Source organism: Parasphingorhabdus sp. (assembly GCF_965233695.1).
Classification (GTDB): domain Bacteria; phylum Pseudomonadota; class Alphaproteobacteria; order Sphingomonadales; family Sphingomonadaceae; genus Parasphingorhabdus.
This window is the reverse complement of sequence record NZ_OZ247497.1, coordinates 685,051-704,914: the sequence shown is the minus strand read 5'-3', so window position 1 is coordinate 704,914 and position 19,864 is coordinate 685,051. Positions and strand designations below refer to the sequence as shown.

Genomic DNA, 19,864 nt, shown 5'->3' with positions numbered 1-19,864 from the left:
ATTTAACCACATCAAAAGTCGTTTTTATAACCTATTAATTGTAGAGTTTTTGAAAAAAAATCTCTTCACGGTTTTGGCGGCCATATTGACTATATTCTATGTGGCAGGTGTTATGCCATTGACATCGAAGGCCGATGCTCAGGTTTTTGCCCTGACTAGCGTTCCGGACAATTTTACCTCTGTCTATACTGATACTGTTGATCCAACCCGGACCATTACGGTTACGTTGGAACCGCAAAACACAGCTTGCGCGTCTTTCAACGCCGCGGGTCGGGCAGATGTTTTTGCGACGAGCAGCAACGCAGCTTGTGATCGTTCCATCGCAATGACCTTTCAAACCTCTGGCTTCGCGTTGAACTCAATCGGCTTCAACGATATTGATGATATGGATGGTATCGCACCGCGCGATAGTTTTTCGGCAAGCGTAGCAGGTACGTGGACTTCGCCGACTATTGAAATTCATACATTTGCCTCTCCTCCTGCATTTGCGGATCAAGCTGCGCGTTTAAGCGGCTCGGGCGGTGTCGGAACTTTTCTCGCCAATGCCTTTGGAGAAAACAACCCAACCAATGAAACCGCGACGTTTACACTTACGAATCCAACCAGCTCCCTGACCATTTATTTTGATGATGTGGAAGGCGCGCGTAACGCTCGTGCATTTTTCAATTTGGATCCGCTCGGTGCGTCGGTAAACCCGAACGCGGATCTGGTGACTGTAAAGTCTTTGGTGTCTGGCGATGCCGAGCCATCCGTGGGTGACACGGTTACGTTCCAGATCGTTGTGACGAACAACGGTCCCGCCGATGCTAAAAATGTTTCTCTAACAGATTTGCTTCCCGCTGGCCTAACGGCAACGGCGAACAATGGCAATGTGACGGCGGGCTCTTATGCGGGTTCGGGTGTCTGGACAATTGGACCTTTGGATAGCGGAGACAGCGAAACCCTGACGCTTGAAGGCACGGTTGTTGCGGGTCAAGGCGGTCAAACGATCCAGAATGTAACGAGCGCTGCATCGGGAGATGAACCCGACCCTTCTACCGCAGGCGATGATCTGATCGAAAGCGTCGTTGTCGATAATCATATCGTTGCCAATGACGATGATTTCTCCGGCACACCAATCGCTTCTAGCGGAGGTAATACCGCCAGTGTCTTTACTGATGACACACTTAACGGTGCGGGCTTTGCCAATGGCGCTGTCATACCGAGTATCACCGATCCAGATGGATTAACGGGTGTCTCGATCAATGCTGACGGTACATTGACGATTCCAGCAGGATCAACGCCTGGTACTTACAATGTTGAATATCAAATTTGCGAAGTTGGCAACCCGACCAATTGCGACACGGCAATTGCCACCATCGTAATCGGGGCGTCAGTTGATTTGGCGATTACAAAAACCAATACGCCTGGCGTCAATGGCGAAGTTGATCAGACGGCAGATACTGTAACATCTGGAACGACAACAACCTACACCCTAGTTGCCACCAATAACGGTCCGGACTCTGTAACCGGTGCGATTGTAACGGACACGCCCACCAGCGGCATCACTTGCCCCGGAACAAATACTGTAACGATCACCGGCGACGGGGTTCCCGTAGGCAGCTTCACTATTTCAAATTTAACAGGCGGAGGAATCGCATTGGCGACGCTGGCTAACGGCCAATCCGCAACCCTCACCTTTTCTTGTCAGGTAAACTAATCATGAAAAATTCAGCAAAATTGTCCACACGTAGTTTTACATCTACAGCTGGAATGCTGTCCAGTGCGATACCGATCATGGTGTTGGCGATGTCATCGACAGCCTACGCGCAGACTGCAGATAATACTGCTACTGTAACGGCTCCAGCGGGCGCTTTCGAAACGGTTTCTGGCAATAATAGCGCTACAGATTCTGATACAATATTTGCAGCCATTGTCGCAACGAATGATTCTGTTTCAAATGTCGATGGTTTGGCAGGCGCTGCGACTGTTTTGAATGTCTTTACTGGCGATACGCTTAACGGGGGCGCAGCTGGCACGGGTAACGTAATTTTGACCTTAGCTCCTGGTGAAACTGTTCCGGCTGGCCTTACCTTTAATCCTGCGAACGGAGATGTTGGTGTTGATGCGGATACGCCTGCTGGCACCTATACCTTCGATTATCAGATATGTGAGGCAGCCAATCCAACCAACTGTGAAATAGCAACTGTTACTGTAGAAGTTGTCAGAACAGATGCTGATCTTGTAACGGCGAAGGTGCTTGCCTCTGGCAATGCGGCTCCGCAAGAGGGTGATACGGTTACCTTCGAGATTACGGTTACGAATAATGGCGCGGCGCAGGCGACGAATGTGAGCCTGACCGATCTTCTTCCTGCTGGCCTGAGCGCGACCGGGAACAACGGGACCGTTACGAGCGGCAGCTATGCTGCTGGCACTGGTATCTGGACCATCGGCACGCTTAGCGATGGCGCTTCTGCCACCTTGACGCTTGAAGGCGTTGTGGATGCTGGCCAGGGCGGCAATACGATTACCAATACCACGGGCGTTGCCACCGGCGACCAGCCTGATCCGACGACTGCCGGGGATGATCTGACCGAAAGCGTTGTTGTAGATGCTGGCGCAGACTTGGTAACGGCGAAGGTGCTTGCCTCTGGCAATGCGGCTCCGCAAGAGGGTGATACGGTTACCTTCGAGATTACGGTTACGAATAATGGCGCGGCGCAGGCGACGAATGTGAGCCTGACCGATCTTCTTCCTGCTGGCCTGAGCGCGACCGGGAACAACGGGACCGTTACGAGCGGCAGCTATGCTGCTGGCACTGGTATCTGGACCATCGGCACGCTTAGCGATGGCGCTTCTGCCACCTTGACGCTTGAAGGCGTTGTGGATGCTGGCCAGGGCGGCAATACGATTACCAATACCACGGGCGTTGCCACCGGCGACCAGCCTGATCCGACGACTGCCGGGGATGATCTGACCGAAAGCGTTGTTGTAGATGCTGGCGCAGACTTGGTAACGGCGAAGGTGCTTGCCTCTGGCAATGCGGCTCCGCAAGAGGGTGATACGGTTACCTTCGAGATTACGGTTACGAATAATGGCGCGGCGCAGGCGACGAATGTGAGCCTGACCGATCTTCTTCCTGCTGGCCTGAGCGCGACCGGGAACAACGGGACCGTTACGAGCGGCAGCTATGCTGCTGGCACTGGTATCTGGACCATCGGCACGCTTAGCGATGGCGCTTCTGCCACCTTGACGCTTGAAGGCGTTGTGGATGCTGGCCAGGGCGGCAATACGATTACCAATACCACGGGCGTTGCCACCGGCGACCAGCCTGATCCGACGACTGCCGGGGATGATCTGACCGAAAGCGTTGTTGTAGATGCTGGCGCAGACTTGGTAACGGCGAAGGTGCTTGCCTCTGGCAATGCGGCTCCGCAAGAGGGTGATACGGTTACCTTCGAGATTACGGTTACGAATAATGGCGCGGCGCAGGCGACGAATGTGAGCCTGACCGATCTTCTTCCTGCTGGCCTGAGCGCGACCGGGAACAACGGGACCGTTACGAGCGGCAGCTATGCTGCTGGCACTGGTATCTGGACCATCGGCACGCTTAGCGATGGCGCTTCTGCCACCTTGACGCTTGAAGGCGTTGTGGATGCTGGCCAGGGCGGCAATACGATTACCAATACCACGGGCGTTGCCACCGGCGACCAGCCTGATCCGACGACTGCCGGGGATGATCTGACCGAAAGCGTTGTTGTAGATGCTGGCGCAGACTTGGTAACGGCGAAGGTGCTTGCCTCTGGCAATGCGGCTCCGCAAGAGGGTGATACGGTTACCTTCGAGATTACGGTTACGAATAATGGCGCGGCGCAGGCGACGAATGTGAGCCTGACCGATCTTCTTCCTGCTGGCCTGAGCGCGACCGGGAACAACGGGACCGTTACGAGCGGCAGCTATGCTGCTGGCACTGGTATCTGGACCATCGGCACGCTTAGCGATGGCGCTTCTGCCACCTTGACGCTTGAAGGCGTTGTGGATGCTGGCCAGGGCGGCAATACGATTACCAATACCACGGGCGTTGCCACCGGCGACCAGCCTGATCCGACGACTGCCGGGGATGATCTGACCGAAAGCGTTGTTGTAGATGCTGGCGCAGACTTGGTAACGGCGAAGGTGCTTGCCTCTGGCAATGCGGCTCCGCAAGAGGGTGATACGGTTACCTTCGAGATTACGGTTACGAATAATGGCGCGGCGCAGGCGACGAATGTGAGCCTGACCGATCTTCTTCCTGCTGGCCTGAGCGCGACCGGGAACAACGGGACCGTTACGAGCGGCAGCTATGCTGCTGGCACTGGTATCTGGACCATCGGCACGCTTAGCGATGGCGCTTCTGCCACCTTGACGCTTGAAGGCGTTGTGGATGCTGGCCAGGGCGGCAATACGATTACCAATACCACGGGCGTTGCCACCGGCGACCAGCCTGATCCGACGACTGCCGGGGATGATCTGACCGAAAGCGTTGTTGTAGATGCTGGCGCAGACTTGGTAACGGCGAAGGTGCTTGCCTCTGGCAATGCGGCTCCGCAAGAGGGTGATACGGTTACCTTCGAGATTACGGTTACGAATAATGGCGCGGCGCAGGCGACGAATGTGAGCCTGACCGATCTTCTTCCTGCTGGCCTGAGCGCGACCGGGAACAACGGGACCGTTACGAGCGGCAGCTATGCTGCTGGCACTGGTATCTGGACCATCGGCACGCTTAGCGATGGCGCTTCTGCCACCTTGACGCTTGAAGGCGTTGTGGATGCTGGCCAGGGCGGCAATACGATTACCAATACCACGGGCGTTGCCACCGGCGACCAGCCTGATCCGACGACTGCCGGGGATGATCTGACCGAAAGCGTTGTTGTAGATGCTGGCGCAGACTTGGTAACGGCGAAGGTGCTTGCCTCTGGCAATGCGGCTCCGCAAGAGGGTGATACGGTTACCTTCGAGATTACGGTTACGAATAATGGCGCGGCGCAGGCGACGAATGTGAGCCTGACCGATCTTCTTCCTGCTGGCCTGAGCGCGACCGGGAACAACGGGACCGTTACGAGCGGCAGCTATGCTGCTGGCACTGGTATCTGGACCATCGGCACGCTTAGCGATGGCGCTTCTGCCACCTTGACGCTTGAAGGCGTTGTGGATGCTGGCCAGGGCGGCAATACGATTACCAATACCACGGGCGTTGCCACCGGCGACCAGCCTGATCCGACGACTGCCGGGGATGATCTGACCGAAAGCGTGACCGTTGAGTTTGCCGAAATTGAGTCACCCGATGACAATGTCGATGGAATTAATGGTGCTACCGGTGACCCGGATGCAGGAAACGCCTATGATAATGACACGCTAAACGGTGACCCGATTGATCCAAGCGAGATAGACGGATCGATATTGACACCCGCAACGCCTTTGATTCCGGGTGCTCCGGTACCGGTAATGGATCCAGGCACCGGCAATATCTCGGTACCACCGGGGACTCCAGCCGGAACATATACGATTGAATATGAGATCTGCGAAACTGCAAATCCAACCAATTGTTCAACCGGTACTGTTACGATTGTTGTCGAAGCTGCTCCAATCGAGTCATCTCCTGATGAGATTGGTCCGGTAGATAGCACCGACGGTGATCCAGATGCGGGCAATGCCTATGACAATGACTTGTTGAACGGCGAGCCGGTTAACCCAGATGATATTGTTGGCAGAATCTTGACTCCGGCAACTCCGGTTACTCCAGGAGCCCCGGTTCCAGTCATGGACCCGATCACTGGTGTTGTATCAGTACCGCCAGGAACGCCTGCCGGAACTTATGATATCGAATATGAAATTTGCGAGAAGCTGAACCCGACCAATTGCACGACCAATATCGTGACGGTAACAGTAGATCCTCCTGTGGCCGGTGTAAGCGGTATCGTTTTCCTCGATGAAGATGGCGATGGCGTCTTCGATGATGGCGAAAACTTGCTTATCAATTGGATCGTTGAAATCAGAGATGCGGACGGCAATTTGGTTGCAACCGTACAAACTGATGCAAACGGTTTCTATGAAGTTGGTGATTTACCGCTTGGCGAATATGATATCAGCTTTAAAAACCCAACCAACGGCGTGATTTATGGCACTATAGAAGGTGTCGAGCTAACCGCTGGTAACGTTACTGTCGATCAAAATCTACCAATCGATCCATCTGGTGTCGTTTATGATGCACTGACGCGTCAACCGGTTGCAGGGACGCGAGTTACTTTGCTTGGAGCCAACGGCAATCCGCTGCCAGCTGCATGTTTTGTAGATGCTGCGCAGCAGGACCAATTGACCGATGCAGACGGTTTCTATCGTTTTGACATCGTTCCAGGTGGCGCAGTGGGTTGCCCTGTTGGTGAGACTGAATATAGCATCGTCTTCGACGCGCCGGGTACATATAGCGATAATCCTTCGACGATTATTGCGCCTCAACCTGATGCGTTGAATCCGACACCTGGTATTGGATCACTGCTTGTGGCTCCACAGGCTACCGCGCCGAATGGTGGGCAGGATACGACTTACTATCTGCGCTTCATTTTGGCGACGGGCGATCGGGACGTGGTGCACAACCATATACCACTGGATCCATTCCAAAATCGCTCGCCTCTGGTGGTTAGCAAGACCAGTATCAAACGTTCAGCGAGTGTCGGTGATCTGATCCCTTACACGATCTCTGTTCGCAATGCCGAGAATGTGCAGCGTTCGGGTGTAAATGTCATTGATATCATTCCTCCAGGGTTCAAATATGTACCCGGTAGCTCGATCGTAAATAATATTGCCGAAGAACCCGAGCAAACCGGCCGTGAATTGCGCTGGAATGATCAAACCATCGGCGCAGCAGCAACGTCAACCTACAATCTGACAATGGTTGTTGGTGCAGGCGTCACCGGCGGGGATCGTGTGAACACTGCTCTGGGCCGTAATGGCTTTGATGGAGCGGAGATTTCCAACCGCGGACAGGCTGTCGTATCGATTGTTGCCAGCGCAATTTTCGACTGTGCCGAGATAATCGGTAAAGTCTTCGACGATCTTGATGGCGATGGATATCAGGATGACGGAGAGCCAGGAATTGCAAGCGTGCGCCTTGCTAACGTCAATGGTCAGTTGATTACAACCGACGAATTCGGACGCTATCACATTACGTGTGCAGCGGTTCCGGATGCCCGGATTGGGTCGAACTATGTCTTGAAGGTCGATACCCGCACATTGCCATCCGGCTATGCGGTGACCAGTGAGAACCCACGGGCTGTTCGTTTGACGCGCGGTAAGATTACCAAGCTGAACTTTGGTGCGAAGCTTTCCAAACGGGCAATTGTAACGCTTGATAGCAACGCATTCCTTGCGGGAAGCTCCGATTTGAAATCGATATATTCCGAACAGCTAGTCTTGCTGCGAGATCAGATTGATCCTGAAAACCCAGTTATCCGTATCGATTATGCAATTGGTGCGAACGAAGACGCAGGTCTTGCGAAAAACCGTGCTCAGGCCGTGGCAGAAATGATTGCAGCGCAATTTAGCGAAGATTGGGATGGCCCACCGGCCGCAATCGAAACCAACGTGGTCCGAACCACCAGCAACTCAGGTGGGGAGTAAGAAATATGTCTTATCAATATCCAAAAAACGCATTCCGCGCTTCACTTCCAGCTTCAGTTACCTCGCTGGAAATAGATAAAAAATCACGCAAGAATGAGTGGCTATCAGGCACGGCTGTGGTCTTAATTTCTGCTAGTCTATCGACTGTTGCGCATGCCGGAACTTTGCAGGCTGATACCCAGAGTGCGGTTGAGCAAACGCAAGATCTGAACACGCAAAGTCTGAAAAATTCACGGGCTAGCAAAGCGGCTTCGAGCGCCCCTCCGGCTGCTCCGGCTCCGTCCGGATTTTCGATAACAGTTGATGAAAATCGGGATGTCGCCGAAGCTAGTGAACATAATGTACAAGTTCGTGTCGACAGCTTGCTGGTGCAACCAGTCCTGTCGGCAGGATTGGTAGACAGTGAGAGAACCGCAGTGCGCGGCGAAGAAGCTCGCTTCGTTGGTTACACCAACTATCCCGCTTTGGTCGAAAAAGCAGAAATACGGATATTTGCTGATGGCAAAGCGAGCGATGCTACACCAATGGCTGTGTTGCCTGTTGACGCCAATGGCGCAGCAAGTTGGTTGGTATCTAACGATACAGTTGAACATCTTTACTTTGTGTACCGGGTCTATGGTTCCAAAGGTCGTTTCGACGAAACAAAACCTCAAGAATTGACGATTTTGGAGAAAGCTTTCGATAAAGACGAGAAAGCGCCCTCCAGACCGGAATTTGGCCTTCTAGATCAAGCTAATATCCGTAACATCTCGACATCGGACACTGTGGCAGTAACCGTTACCGGTAAAGCTGATCAGTCGAAAGATAGTGTCCGGGTTTCCGGTCAATATATTCCGATTGATGACAACGGAAACTTTGTTGCCAAACAAATTATCCGCAAGGATGTGAAGAAAGTCGAAGTTCAAATCGCCCGCAACAACGTGGTAAATTTGGATAGCAGCTACAGTGTCTTTGTTCCTAGGAGTGATTGGTTCTTTGTCGGCCAAGGTGACCTGACATTTATTACCTCTACCGGCAACGGCCCGGCGGTTGATGTCAGCGGTGATATCTTGTCCGATGGAGACTATCTGACTTCGCGGGCCGCTTATTATCTTAGCGGTAAATTCGGCGATGGTTGGAAATTGACCAGTTCGCTCGATACTGGGGAAGTATTGCTCGAAGACCTATTCAACAACATCGACCGCAAAGACCCGCGTCAGCTGTTGCGCCGTCTGGATAGCAATGAATATTATCCAACCTATGGCGACGACAGCGTATTGGTTGAGGATGCGCCAACGCAAACCGGTTTCTATGCCCGGTTGGAACATCACGATAGCAGCATCATTGTCGGTAACTTTATCGCCAATTTCAATCAGGCAGAACTGGCGCAGCTAGATCGCGGCCTGTTTGGCGGATTGATCGACTATAAGAGCTCTGCGGTGACCAGCTTTGGTGAGCGCCAGTTGCAGCTGACGGCATTTGCTTCCGATCCCGGTACCGTTCCGGCTCGTGATGAGTTTCGCGGTACAGGCGGTTCGCTTTACTTCCTCAACCGTCAGGATTTGACTATAGGATCGGAGCGTCTGCGTATTGAAACGCGCGACCGCGAAACTGGCCTTGTGCTCTCTTCGGTCGAGCTTCGCCCGCAAGAAGATTATGATGTCGACTATTTCCAGGGCCGTATTACGTTGGCCCGGCCCCTGGCGTCAGTAGCTTCCGATAGCGCGATTGTGCGCCAGGGCAGCTCAGCAGGTAATATTCCTGTCCTTGTTGTGCGCTATGAATATACGCCGCTGGTCGGTGACCTGGATGGTTATACGGTGGGCACGCGCGGTGCTGGCTGGATTGGCGAGCATGTCCGTTTGGGCGTGACTTCGCAGAAGGAAACCACCGAATCCGCTGATCAAACCTTACTTGGTGCAGATGTCTTGCTCCGCTACGCTGCAGGTACATATATCAAGGCTGAAATTGCCAGAACAGAAGGACCGGGTTTTGGCCAGTCTAACTCTGTTGATGGCGGTTTGAACTTCCTGAATATCGCATCGCCTGCAGCTATCGGCCAATCGGCAGATGCCTATCGCGCCGAGGTTGCGATTGATTTTGCTGAACTGACCGGAGCAGATGGCAATTTGGGTAAAGTCGGTGGCAATTTTGAGCATTTCGATGCGGGCTTCTCGTCTAATTCACAGCTTAGCTTTAGCGACACCGAGCGTTGGGGCGTTCATGCTGATCTGCCGATTGGAAAGAATACCGATGTCAAAGCCAAATATGACGAACTTTCAACTTCGACCAACGGCTCAACTGCCGCTGCGACTGGTGAGATTACGCAAAAATTTGGCGGCGGTGTAAGCGCAAGCCTTGGCATTCGCCATGACGAACGCACGCCAGGCCTACTGTTCAACAGTGTTGAAAATGGCAAGCGTACCGATGCAGCATTGCAAGTCGATTACAAACCGGAAGCGGCTAACTGGTCTGCGTACGGCTTTGGTCAATTGACGCTGGAAAACGATAATGGCCGTCTCGATAATAATCGTGGTGGTGCTGGTGTTAAAGCAGAGCTCACCGACAAATTGACCTTCTCCGGAGAGCTATCCGGTGGAGACGGCGGTTTGGGCGCTGATGTTCAATTGAACCGGCGTCTGGCCGAAGGTTCAGAAGCCTATATCGGCTATGCACTACTCGCCGATCGTAACGATACCGGTTTGGAAGCGCAAAATCTTTTCAGTCGTTCCAATAGCGGAACGTTGACTATAGGCGCGCGTCAACGCTTCTCCAGCAGCCTGTCCGTATATGGTGAAAACCGTATCGGCCATGGCGGAACCGCGCCGAGTTTGGTCCGCAGTTTCGGACTGACATTCGATCCAAGCGAGCATTGGTCTTTCAGTGGTTCGTTTGAAAACGGGCGGATTGATGATGCGACCACCGGTGTGTTTAAACGTACAGCGGCCACATTGGGCGCAGGATACAGCAAGGAGGGCTTGAAGATCAGCTCACAAGTCGAGGCACGCTTTGAGAACGGCAATGGCCGCGATCAGGAAGTCTGGTTGTTCCGTAACAATGTCAATGCGGAGATCAATCGTGATTGGCGTTTCCTTGGTCGCTTGAACTTTGCCATTGCTGATGAGGAAGGTGTCAGCGTCCGTGCAGCAGACTTTGTGGAAGGGGTTGCCGGCTTTGCCTATCGACCCGTAGACAATGATCGATTGAACGTTCTAGCGCGGTATAACTATTTCCGCGACCTAGGTCCGGTTGGTCAAATCACCCAAGGTGGTGAGATCAACAGTCCGAAGCAGGTCAGTCAGATCGCATCGATTGATATCAACTACGACTTAGCGCAGTGGCTGACCATCGGCGGTAAATATGGCTATCGTCAAGGTAAAGTATCTTTGGGTCGTAACAGCGATACATTTGTATCAAGCAACACCCATCTGGGCATATTACGTGCCGATGTTCACTTTGTGAAAGATTGGGATGCGCTGGTTGAAGGGCGTCTGTTGACCAATGATATTGCTGGAAACACGCGATATGGGTTCCTGGCTGCCATCTATCGTCACCTTGGTAACAACGTGAAGATCGGCGTGGGCTACAGCTTCACTGACTTCTCTGATGATCTGTCTGACCAAAGCTACACCAGCGATGGGTTGTTCATCAACTTGCTAGGAAAATTCTAAACCTAAGCTGCAGGGCGGCATTCCCAGCCGCCCTGCAAACAATCGCAGATGATTCGACGCGTGACCGAAATTGTCAAATCGTTAACCAACTTCCGATATATTTTATAAATTGAAATTACCGGAAGTATTGATGTTCCAACGTTCAAACCCAATTATTCCGTTATATGGAATATTTTGCAGTATATCACGGCTGCTTGGGTATTTGATCGCAACTTGGCTCTTTGCCAGCGCCGGTTTAGCACAGGCATCCGGTCTGATTGTTAACGAAGCATCACAGGGACCATCGGGGGCCAAAGAATTCTACGAATTCATGGTTGTTGGAAACGCCGGTAACCCAACCGGTGATGTCAACCTCGATGGCTGGATTTTCGATGATAATAATGGCGAATGGGGAAGTGGCGGTGGCGGCGTTGGCACCTCGCCCGGTTACGCACGTTTCGATGCAACATCTAATGCTACCATGTGCTCGGCATTGTCGTCCATTTCACCCGGTTCAATCATTGTTGTTTATAATGACGGCGATCCAAATGCGAATTTGCCAGCAGATGACGCAAATGATTCCAATGGCGATGGCGTATATGTTTTTCAGGCCCGAGGCGATTGCATAAAAACTTGTGCAGGACCGCCGACAACATCTGACATCAGCTTTTCGACATGTACAACTGCGGCCACGCCATCCTATTCACCCTTGGCACTGCGAAATGGCGGCGATGTAGCACAATCTAGAGATAGCGCCGGCGTTTTATTCCATGGGTTCACTTACGGAGATATTGGAACGCCTTATCCCGCTGGCTCGTTCCGGATAGGGTCGGCGAGCGAAACTGGTAGAAGCTTTGTCTTTTCTTGCGGTAGCTGGTTTGTCGAGGTAAATTTTTCAAGAGTAGCTGCTACATCGGATACCCCTGGAGCAACCAATAATACCGACAACGAAACTTTCCGGCAAAAGATCATCACTGGAACTTTTAATTATTCCAGTCTCACAGACCCATCAAATTGCAGTGCTGGGCCGTCGGTTGACCTTGTAATAACAAAAACAAACACGCATGGTGTCAACGGAGAAATTGATCAGACCAATGACACGGTGACCTCCGGCACAATGACAACCTATACTCTGGTAGTGACCAATAACGGCCCGGACGCAGTGACGGGGGCAATCGTTACCGACGTACCAGGCAGCGGCCTTACATGCCCTGCCAGTAACGCAGTTAATATTTCCGGTGACGGGGTTCCGCCCGGCAGCTTCACGATCGCCGATTTGACAGGTTCGGGTATCGTATTGGGAAATCTCGGCAACGGGCAGAATACGGTTCTCAACTTTAGCTGCCAAGTAAACTAGATAGGTTACGACCGAGTTCATCATCCCGGCATTGTTCATTAGAAGTGAACGTCAGCTGTCGGGATTTAGCGATCATAGCTTTTCAGATAATCTTCTTTCCTGCCTTTCACTTCAATTTTGTGCTAGCCAACTAACACAAAAAGTTGCGATTCTAGGCAAAGGAGCGAAAATGCTAACACATATTCTAACACATAGCACAAGATCGTGATTTATTATCCAATATTATTAGTTATATAGTTATCCATCATTCCGTCTCATAACCTGAAGGTCGTAGGTTCAAATCCTACTCCCGCAACCAAAAAGACTAATGAGATCAAAGCATTACAAGCCTCGCTGTTACCAGCGGGGCTTTTTTGCGTTTGCGCAGTAAGCATATAGTAAGCAAGATGGAGAGTGTGTTAGCGTATTAGCGAGCTATCTTGCGGGTTTCCTGGTTTCAAACAGGAAGCGCTACGATCCCGTCACGACGTTGGATAACCGCACGGTTAACGCAAATACGCCGGATAATGTCAAACCTTCAGGTTTTCCGATTGCTGGTCAGTACATCGATCAAGACCAATTATCCATGTCCACTTCCAGGGCCAAAAATGCTTCTACCCATTTTTCCACATTCGACTTATATCCGTCTAACTCCGCGAAGCCAGGCCTCTTATTTGATCGCGCAACCACGTCAGCCCTGGATCCTTTTCGCGGGTTGCGTGGTACTGGAGCATTTCGCGCATGGGAGGAACCTCGTAGGGCAGTTCTGCAATTCGCAGTGGCAGTCGGCCAGCGAGTGATTGCGCCAGCCGTTCATGCATGATGCAGACCCGGTTAGTTTCCAGCACCAGGAACGGAGCCTGGAGAAAGGAAGGTGCACGCACCTCGATCCTGCGCTTGATATTTGTTTCACGCATCCAGGCATCGATAAACGTATCACCGCCTGATATCGCTACACCCACATGGCCAAGCTCCGACAGAAGCTTGCTCGACATCGGGCCTTTCATGAAAGCGTTACCAGACCATCCCACTACGACGTGCCGTTCTTCAAAAATCAGTTCGGAAGGATGGTCGGGGTGTGTGAAGGACTCGGGGCCAAGGAACATGTCGAGTTCACCATCCGCCATAGCCTTGTTGGTGTTGGAATATGGCAAAGCGATATCTAGTTTCACGGAAGGGGCGATGGCCGAAATCGGCCCCAGCAAGGGAACAAGCAATACGGTAGTGATGTAATCCGATGCCGCGATTTTAAATTCCCGTTCGGAAACTGCCGGATCAAACCTGCCTTTTCGGGCGATCAGAGCTCTCAAGGCCGCGATGGTTGCCGTAAGTTCGGGATGCATAGCCATGGCGTATGGGGTTGGCACCATTTTCTTGCCTTGTTGAGCCAGTATCTCGTCTTGGAACGCATCACGAAGGCGCTTTAACTGCGCGCTCATCGCCGCTTGTGTGACGTGAGCTCTTGCGGCGGCTTTCGTTACGTTCTTCTCCTGCAGCAATATGTCAAATGCCACGAGCAGATTCAGATCAAAATTATCGAGCCGCATATTTCCCCATCAATAAGCTGTTTTGTTGGCAGCGGAACAAACTGAAATCTCCAGATTGCCACACACTCACAAATTTCATTTATGCATAACAACACAAACAAATGATTTTTACAATCTGTAAAATTGGTTATCACTAATACCGATAGTGATTCTTGCAATGTGTGAATGTGGTTAATCCACAAAACCAATCAAGCAGCGGCATACACGCCGCACGGAATCGAAGTTTTAGGGAGGAAAATAATGAAGTTTCGCGTGGGTAATAGGACGGTATCTAAGGCAGCGCTTTCTGTTGCGCTGATTTCAGCAATGTTTGCATCGCCAGTGGCCGCGCAGAACAATGCAGATGCCTCGACGTCGGACGCCGCCGGGCAAAATGATACTGATGAAAATGTCATCCTCGTTACTGCGCGTTTGCGTGACGAGAGCCTGACTGAGGTACCGGTCGCTGTGTCTGTCGCGACAGCAGAACAGCTTGAGCGTGACCAGGTTTACACGCTGGTCGATCTGCAAAAGATCACACCGGCTCTTGAAGTCAGTTCAAGCTTCGGCGGCAATATCAACGGCGGTGCTGGTTTGCGCGGGATTCGCACGCAGGCTTTTAACCCCAGCGTATCGCCCTCGGTGGCCATTGTGGTGGATCAGGCCGCTGCGGGTAACGTGACCTTTCCGATTCTCCATGATCTGGCGCAAGTCGAAGTACTCCGCGGTCCGCAGGGGACGTTGTTCGGTCAGGGCGCGTCAGCGGGTGTGGTTAATATTAGCACGAGGGCTCCGTCTTTGGGCGAATTTGGTGTGAACTTCGGCCTTGATTATGCTGACGATGGCACGGCCGGTTCAGAGAATACCGATATCACGGCTCGCGCAGGTGTGAATATTCCTCTGGGCCAGATTGCAGCTTTGCGTATCTCAGGCCTATTCAGCGAAATTGATGGACTTCGCACCAACACTTTCCTCAACCTTGATGATAGGAACCGCAAATATGCGATCCGTGGGCGGCTGCTCGTTGAGCCATCCGACACGATCACGATCAACCTGATCGCTGATCACGGAAAACAGGACGAAGATGGTGTGAATTTCTTTGGTCAGATTGAAGCTCCTTCAAGCACTGCGCCATTCCCACCTGCGGGCCCCAACGCTACTGTAGGCGGTGTTTCTACAAACAACTTCGCAGCCTGCGGTGTTACGGCAGACCTCTATAGCGATCGGGGGGAATTCTTCTGTGAGGACACGCAGTCCAGAGAAGATGCTACTGCAACAAGCTTGACCGCTATTGTGGATGCTGAATTGACAGATCGACTCTCGATTACCTCGGTCACGTCATATCGTGAGCTCAAGCTTGAGATTTTCGGGCGGAATTTCGGTGGTCGCGCTATTGGTTTTTCTGCACGCGATGAAAACCTGCAAGGTGACTACAAGCAATTTAGCCAAGAACTGCGGTTTGGTTATGAAGGTGATGGCTTTGATCTGATCGCGGGCGGTTATTATAGCGATTTTGGCTATGACCAGTCTCCATTGGACTCGTCCCTAGCATTTAGTAATCCAACTCCGGGTCAACGTCTGGGGTTTAGCGTCTGTCAGCCTGACATCCCAGTTTGCGCCGGCCCGGATAACCTTCCGACATTTGAGCTGGAGACCGCAGACAACCGGACTATCGCTGTCTTTGCCGATGTGACAGTTACTTTGTCGGATCAGGTCGAACTCTTTGGCGGTCTGCGCTTCACCGACTATAAGAATGACAGTTCTTACGGCACCAATACTCTGACCGCGACGGATGTTGGTTCAATTTCTGAAACAAACCTGTCTGGCCGGGTTGGCCTGAGCTATCAGCCGACGCCGGACTCGAATATCTATGCGTCCTATTCGCGCGGCTATAAGCCCTCAGCCTTGGGCTTTCCGGGCATCCCAGGTGATCCGTTTATTCCGCTTGATGCCGAAGAAAACGATGCCTTTGAGATTGGCGCAAAAGCCGAGGTTGGAAGGCTTCAGCTTGCAGGCAATATCTTCTATATGAATGTTGCTAACTTCCAAGGGCAGGAAAGTATTACGACACCAGGCGGGTTGGTCTCGCAGGTCCGTAACATCGGGGACGTTGAATCCTACGGGTTTGAAGTTTCCGCTTTCGGTCAGATCACAGATAATATTTCGATCAATGCTGGTTATCAGTTCAACCACGCAACCTATCCTCAGGGTTTTGCTGGAGACGACGCGTCAGACCTGAGCGGCGAGCAGTTGCTTAGTGCCCCGCGTCACAAATTCACTCTTTCGGGTGAGTTCACGCAACCCGTTGGCGATAGCTTGGAAGTCTTCTTCAACCCGAACATCATCTATAAGAGCGCCATTCGCCTTTCTAACCGAGACCCCGGGAATCGTTTCGTGCATCCAGCCGGAGAAAACGTAAGTCTGCGTCTTGGCTTGCGTGACGAGGATGCTGGTTGGACAGCCTCGCTCTTTGCTAGAAACCTAACCAAAAACCGCGAAGTGTCAGCGTTTCTTCCAACCGTTTTCGGCGGCCGCGATGATGGCGGTCTGCGTGGCCGCCCTGTATCCGGCCTGACCACGCGACTCATTGGTATCTCGCTTGGCTTCGAATACTAAATGAAAGTACGCCCACCCGCTTTCAGATGCATTTTCGATAGGCGGGTGGGTCATTATTCTCTGATAGGATATCGCATGCTTAAACTTACTCTACTACTTGCGAGCACTTTGGCGGCGGTCAGCGTGCCGGCTCAGGCACAGCAGCACGGTGGGGCTGCTGCCGATCAAACAGTTCAACTGGAGATGGGAAGCTGGGTTACACTGGGCACGCGCGGCGGGCCTGTGACCAGCCCAACTCGTTCCCAGCCTGCGAACCTTCTGACTTTTGGTGGCAAACATTACCTTGTCGATGTCGGCGACGGAACTGCCGGACAATCGGGTAAAGTTGGTGTGCAGACCGATGAAATCGACGGCATATTTATCAGCCACCTCCACTTTGATCACACCGCTGGATTGCTCGGCATTTTGGGTCTTCGCTTTCAAACAAGGGCCGATGAGCCGCTGACGATCTATGGCCCGCCCGGAACGCAAGAATTGGTCGATGGGCTGCTCGCAGGAATGCTGCCTGGCGCGACGGCCAATTACGGTGTGGCCGGTGCTCCGATAAGGGACCATACCGCCGGTATTGAGGTCGTTGAACTGCGTGATCGAGACAGCGTAGAGGTGGATGGCATGACCGTCACCGTGCGCAGCAACACGCATTACAGCTTTGTCCCGGGCAGCGATCTTGCGGCTCGTTTTCAGGCGCTGTCGCTAAGGTTCGACCTGCCAGGGCGTTCGATTGTATATACTGGCGACACGGGGCCAAGCACAGCGGTAGAAGAATTGGCGCAAGGTGCTGATCTTCTGGTTGCTGAAATGATGGATGTGCCCTTGATTGTGTCGAATGTCCGCAAGGCCAATCCGAACATGCCCGAGCCCGCGTTAAACAATATGGCAACGCACCTTCGTGATCATCACCTGTTGCCAAAGGATGTCGGGGAGATGGCTAAGCGAGCAGGTGTAAGGGCCGTTGTCGTGACCCATTTTGCTGGCGCCGAACGTGACAGTCCCAAATTTTTTGAATATTTGAAAACTATCGCAGAACATTACGACGGGCCAGTTGTTGTCGCCAATGATATGGACAGCTGCTAAGCCATGAATGATCTGAACATTCTTGTCATCGGTGGCGGTATTGGTGGATTGACTGCGGCAATTGCATTGCGCCAGAAGGGCCACAAGGTCACAGTCATTGAGAAGGACCCTGACTGGTCGGTCTACGGTGTCGGTATCATTCAGCAGTCGAACGTTATCCGCGCGATGTCGGAACTGGAGCTGCTGGACGACTATCTGAGTGCTGGTGTCCCATTTGACAATATCGCGATTCATACTCCGGATGGTACCAAGGTAGCCGAAATACCCGCGCCGCGATTGGCAGAAAATTACCCGGCCAATGTCGGAATCGGAAGGCCCGCTTTGCACAAGGTTCTGGGCGACCGGACAAAGCGATCGGGCGCAGATGTTCGTCTGGGTGTTGTCGCCAAAGAGATTGATGATTTGGGTGACACGGTTCGTGTCAGGTTTTCAGATGGAAAGACCGAAGAATTTGATCTGGTCGTCGGTGCGGACGGGGTCTATTCCGACACCCGGCAGAAGATAATGCCAGATGCGGAGAAGCCGGAGTTTACCGGGCAATCTGTTTGGCGATATAATTTCAAGCGTCCCTCAGACCTAAATGCTCTCCACGTCTATAATGGCCCGACGGGCATTGGGCTTGTACCAATCAGCAAAGAGCTGATGTATATGTATGTGACGACGCCTGAACCTGACAATCCAGTTTATCAAACTGCGGGTATCGCACAGACCATGAAAGACAAATTGTCCGCTGCGCCGCCGCAGATTCAGGAACTTGCGGCTGACATTACCGACGATCTGGGAGTGGTGTATCGTCCGTTGGAGCAGATGATGCTTTATGGTGATTGGCATAGTGGCCGCGTTGTTCTACTCGGCGATGCCGTTCACGCAACGACGCCGCATCTTGGCCAAGGGGCCGGAATGGCGATTGAAGACAGCCTGGTGCTGGCGGATGAGCTATCCGGAAACGATACTCCCGAAGCGGCATTCAAGGCCTTCCGCGATCGCCGCTTCGAACGTTGCAAATACATTGTCGAGAAATCACTCGCCATTTGTAACGGCCAGCTCGGCAAGGGGCCGCCAGTCGACAATGCTGAAGCGACACAAGAGATGTTCGCGATTGTCTCTCAACCTATTTAACTGATTATACCAAGGACAGACCAATGAGCCGAGTTACCGAAATTCGATATGTAGGATACGGCGTCGAAGACTTTGACACTGAACGCAAATTCTATAACGATGACTGGGGTCTGGTTGAGGTGGAATCGCGCGATGATATGGCTTGGTTCAAAACCCATGGTCATGACGAGCATCATGTCGTGCGCCTGCATAAATCCGACACCAATTGCGTTGAAGTGATTGCGCTTGCAGCAGACAGCCGGGCCGATGTTGATGCGCTGCATGGCAAAGTTGCAGAAGCAGGTTGCAAGACTATTCACGAGCCACGCGATCTTGATGCGCCGGGCGGCGGCTATGGTTTCCGTTTCTTTTCCCCCGATGGTTTACCGTTTGAAATTTCATCCGATGTCGCACGCGGCGAAAAACGTCCAATGAAACGCTGGGAGGGCATGCCGGTCAAGATCAGCCATATTGTTTTGCACTCACCGGATCATCAGGCGATGGTGAAATTCTTTACCGATGTGCTGGGCTTCAAGGTAAGCGACTGGCTCGGTGATTTCATGTGCTTCCTGCGCTGCAACGAAGCGCACCACCGCATTGCAGTATTGCCTGGCCCACCTTGTCTGAACCACGTCGCCTACGATATGCTGACCGTGGACGATATGATGCGCGGGGCTAGCCGACTTAGGAAACGCGATATCGATATCAGATGGGGACCGGGGCGGCACACCGCTGGAAACAATACGTTCAGCTATTTTTGTACGCCCGCAGGATTTGCGGTGGAATATACGTCCGAACTGGAAGACGTCGATTTCGAAAATCACACACCCGAGGTCCACGAGCCGGGTCCGCAGATAATGGACCAATGGGGCATCGGCACCGGTGGCCCGCAGACCATGCCCAAAGCCGAGCCCGATCCATGCCTTTTTCAGCCAGCGGAGAATTAGATC

General features: G+C 52.5%; 9 protein-coding genes. 8 read left to right on the top strand and 1 reads right to left on the bottom strand.

The window, feature by feature from the left end; translation table 11 throughout:
* The first annotated feature begins 49 nt into the window (after positions 1-49).
* The 4 genes from ACO6S1_RS03300 to ACO6S1_RS03285 all read left to right on the top strand — a co-directional run bounded on the left by ACO6S1_RS03300 (position 50) and on the right by ACO6S1_RS03285 (position 12,621).
* A complete protein-coding gene (locus ACO6S1_RS03300; RefSeq protein WP_422344936.1) occupies positions 50-1,699 on the top strand; it encodes a hypothetical protein in 1,650 nt (549 codons plus the stop codon).
* 2 nt (positions 1,700-1,701) lie between these two features.
* Entirely contained in the window at positions 1,702-7,635 is a 5,934-nt protein-coding gene (locus ACO6S1_RS03295) for an SdrD B-like domain-containing protein (protein WP_422344935.1), read from the top strand.
* 5 nt (positions 7,636-7,640) lie between these two features.
* Positions 7,641-11,285 (top strand): hypothetical protein, encoded by a 3,645-nt coding sequence (locus ACO6S1_RS03290; RefSeq protein ID WP_422344934.1) that lies wholly within the window; start codon positions 7,641-7,643, stop codon positions 11,283-11,285.
* A gap of 202 nt (positions 11,286-11,487) precedes the next feature.
* The gene (locus ACO6S1_RS03285; RefSeq protein ID WP_422344933.1) at positions 11,488-12,621 is read left to right on the top strand and encodes a hypothetical protein; all 1,134 of its coding nucleotides are present in this window, start codon (positions 11,488-11,490) and stop codon (positions 12,619-12,621) included.
* Between the two features lie 626 nt (positions 12,622-13,247).
* Here the strand turns inward: ACO6S1_RS03285 and ACO6S1_RS03280 are convergent.
* Entirely contained in the window at positions 13,248-14,147 is a 900-nt protein-coding gene (locus tag ACO6S1_RS03280) for a LysR family transcriptional regulator (RefSeq protein WP_422344932.1), read from the bottom strand.
* A 240-nt stretch (positions 14,148-14,387) separates the two neighbouring features.
* Here ACO6S1_RS03280 and ACO6S1_RS03275 point away from each other — a divergent pair, with 240 nt between their 5' ends.
* The 4 genes from ACO6S1_RS03275 to ACO6S1_RS03260 all read left to right on the top strand — a co-directional run bounded on the left by ACO6S1_RS03275 (position 14,388) and on the right by ACO6S1_RS03260 (position 19,861).
* The gene (locus ACO6S1_RS03275; protein ID WP_422344931.1) at positions 14,388-16,742 is read left to right on the top strand and encodes a TonB-dependent receptor; all 2,355 of its coding nucleotides are present in this window, start codon (positions 14,388-14,390) and stop codon (positions 16,740-16,742) included.
* Between the two features lie 75 nt (positions 16,743-16,817).
* Positions 16,818-17,816 carry an MBL fold metallo-hydrolase gene (locus ACO6S1_RS03270; protein ID WP_422344930.1) on the top strand — a complete coding sequence of 333 codons (999 nt, stop codon included), beginning with the start codon at positions 16,818-16,820 and terminating at the stop codon, positions 17,814-17,816.
* A 3-nt stretch (positions 17,817-17,819) separates the two neighbouring features.
* Entirely contained in the window at positions 17,820-18,935 is a 1,116-nt protein-coding gene (locus ACO6S1_RS03265) for an FAD-dependent oxidoreductase (RefSeq protein WP_422344929.1), read from the top strand.
* Positions 18,936-18,958: 23 nt separating this feature from the next.
* The gene (locus tag ACO6S1_RS03260; RefSeq protein ID WP_422344928.1) at positions 18,959-19,861 is read left to right on the top strand and encodes a VOC family protein; all 903 of its coding nucleotides are present in this window, start codon (positions 18,959-18,961) and stop codon (positions 19,859-19,861) included.
* Positions 19,862-19,864 lie beyond the last annotated feature (3 nt).

Bases quoted from the DNA above. Each gene is read 5' to 3' on its own strand.
- ACO6S1_RS03295 (WP_422344935.1), top strand. From the start codon at position 1,702: ATGAAAAATTCAGCAAAATTGTCCACACGTAGTTTTACATCTACAGCT.
- ACO6S1_RS03290 (WP_422344934.1), top strand. From the start codon at position 7,641: ATGTCTTATCAATATCCAAAAAACGCATTCCGCGCTTCACTTCCAGCT.
- ACO6S1_RS03280 (WP_422344932.1), bottom strand. From the start codon at position 14,147: ATGCGGCTCGATAATTTTGATCTGAATCTGCTCGTGGCATTTGACATA.
- ACO6S1_RS03275 (WP_422344931.1), top strand. From the start codon at position 14,388: ATGAAGTTTCGCGTGGGTAATAGGACGGTATCTAAGGCAGCGCTTTCT.
- ACO6S1_RS03270 (WP_422344930.1), top strand. From the start codon at position 16,818: ATGCTTAAACTTACTCTACTACTTGCGAGCACTTTGGCGGCGGTCAGC.
- ACO6S1_RS03265 (WP_422344929.1), top strand. From the start codon at position 17,820: ATGAATGATCTGAACATTCTTGTCATCGGTGGCGGTATTGGTGGATTG.
- ACO6S1_RS03260 (WP_422344928.1), top strand. From the start codon at position 18,959: ATGAGCCGAGTTACCGAAATTCGATATGTAGGATACGGCGTCGAAGAC.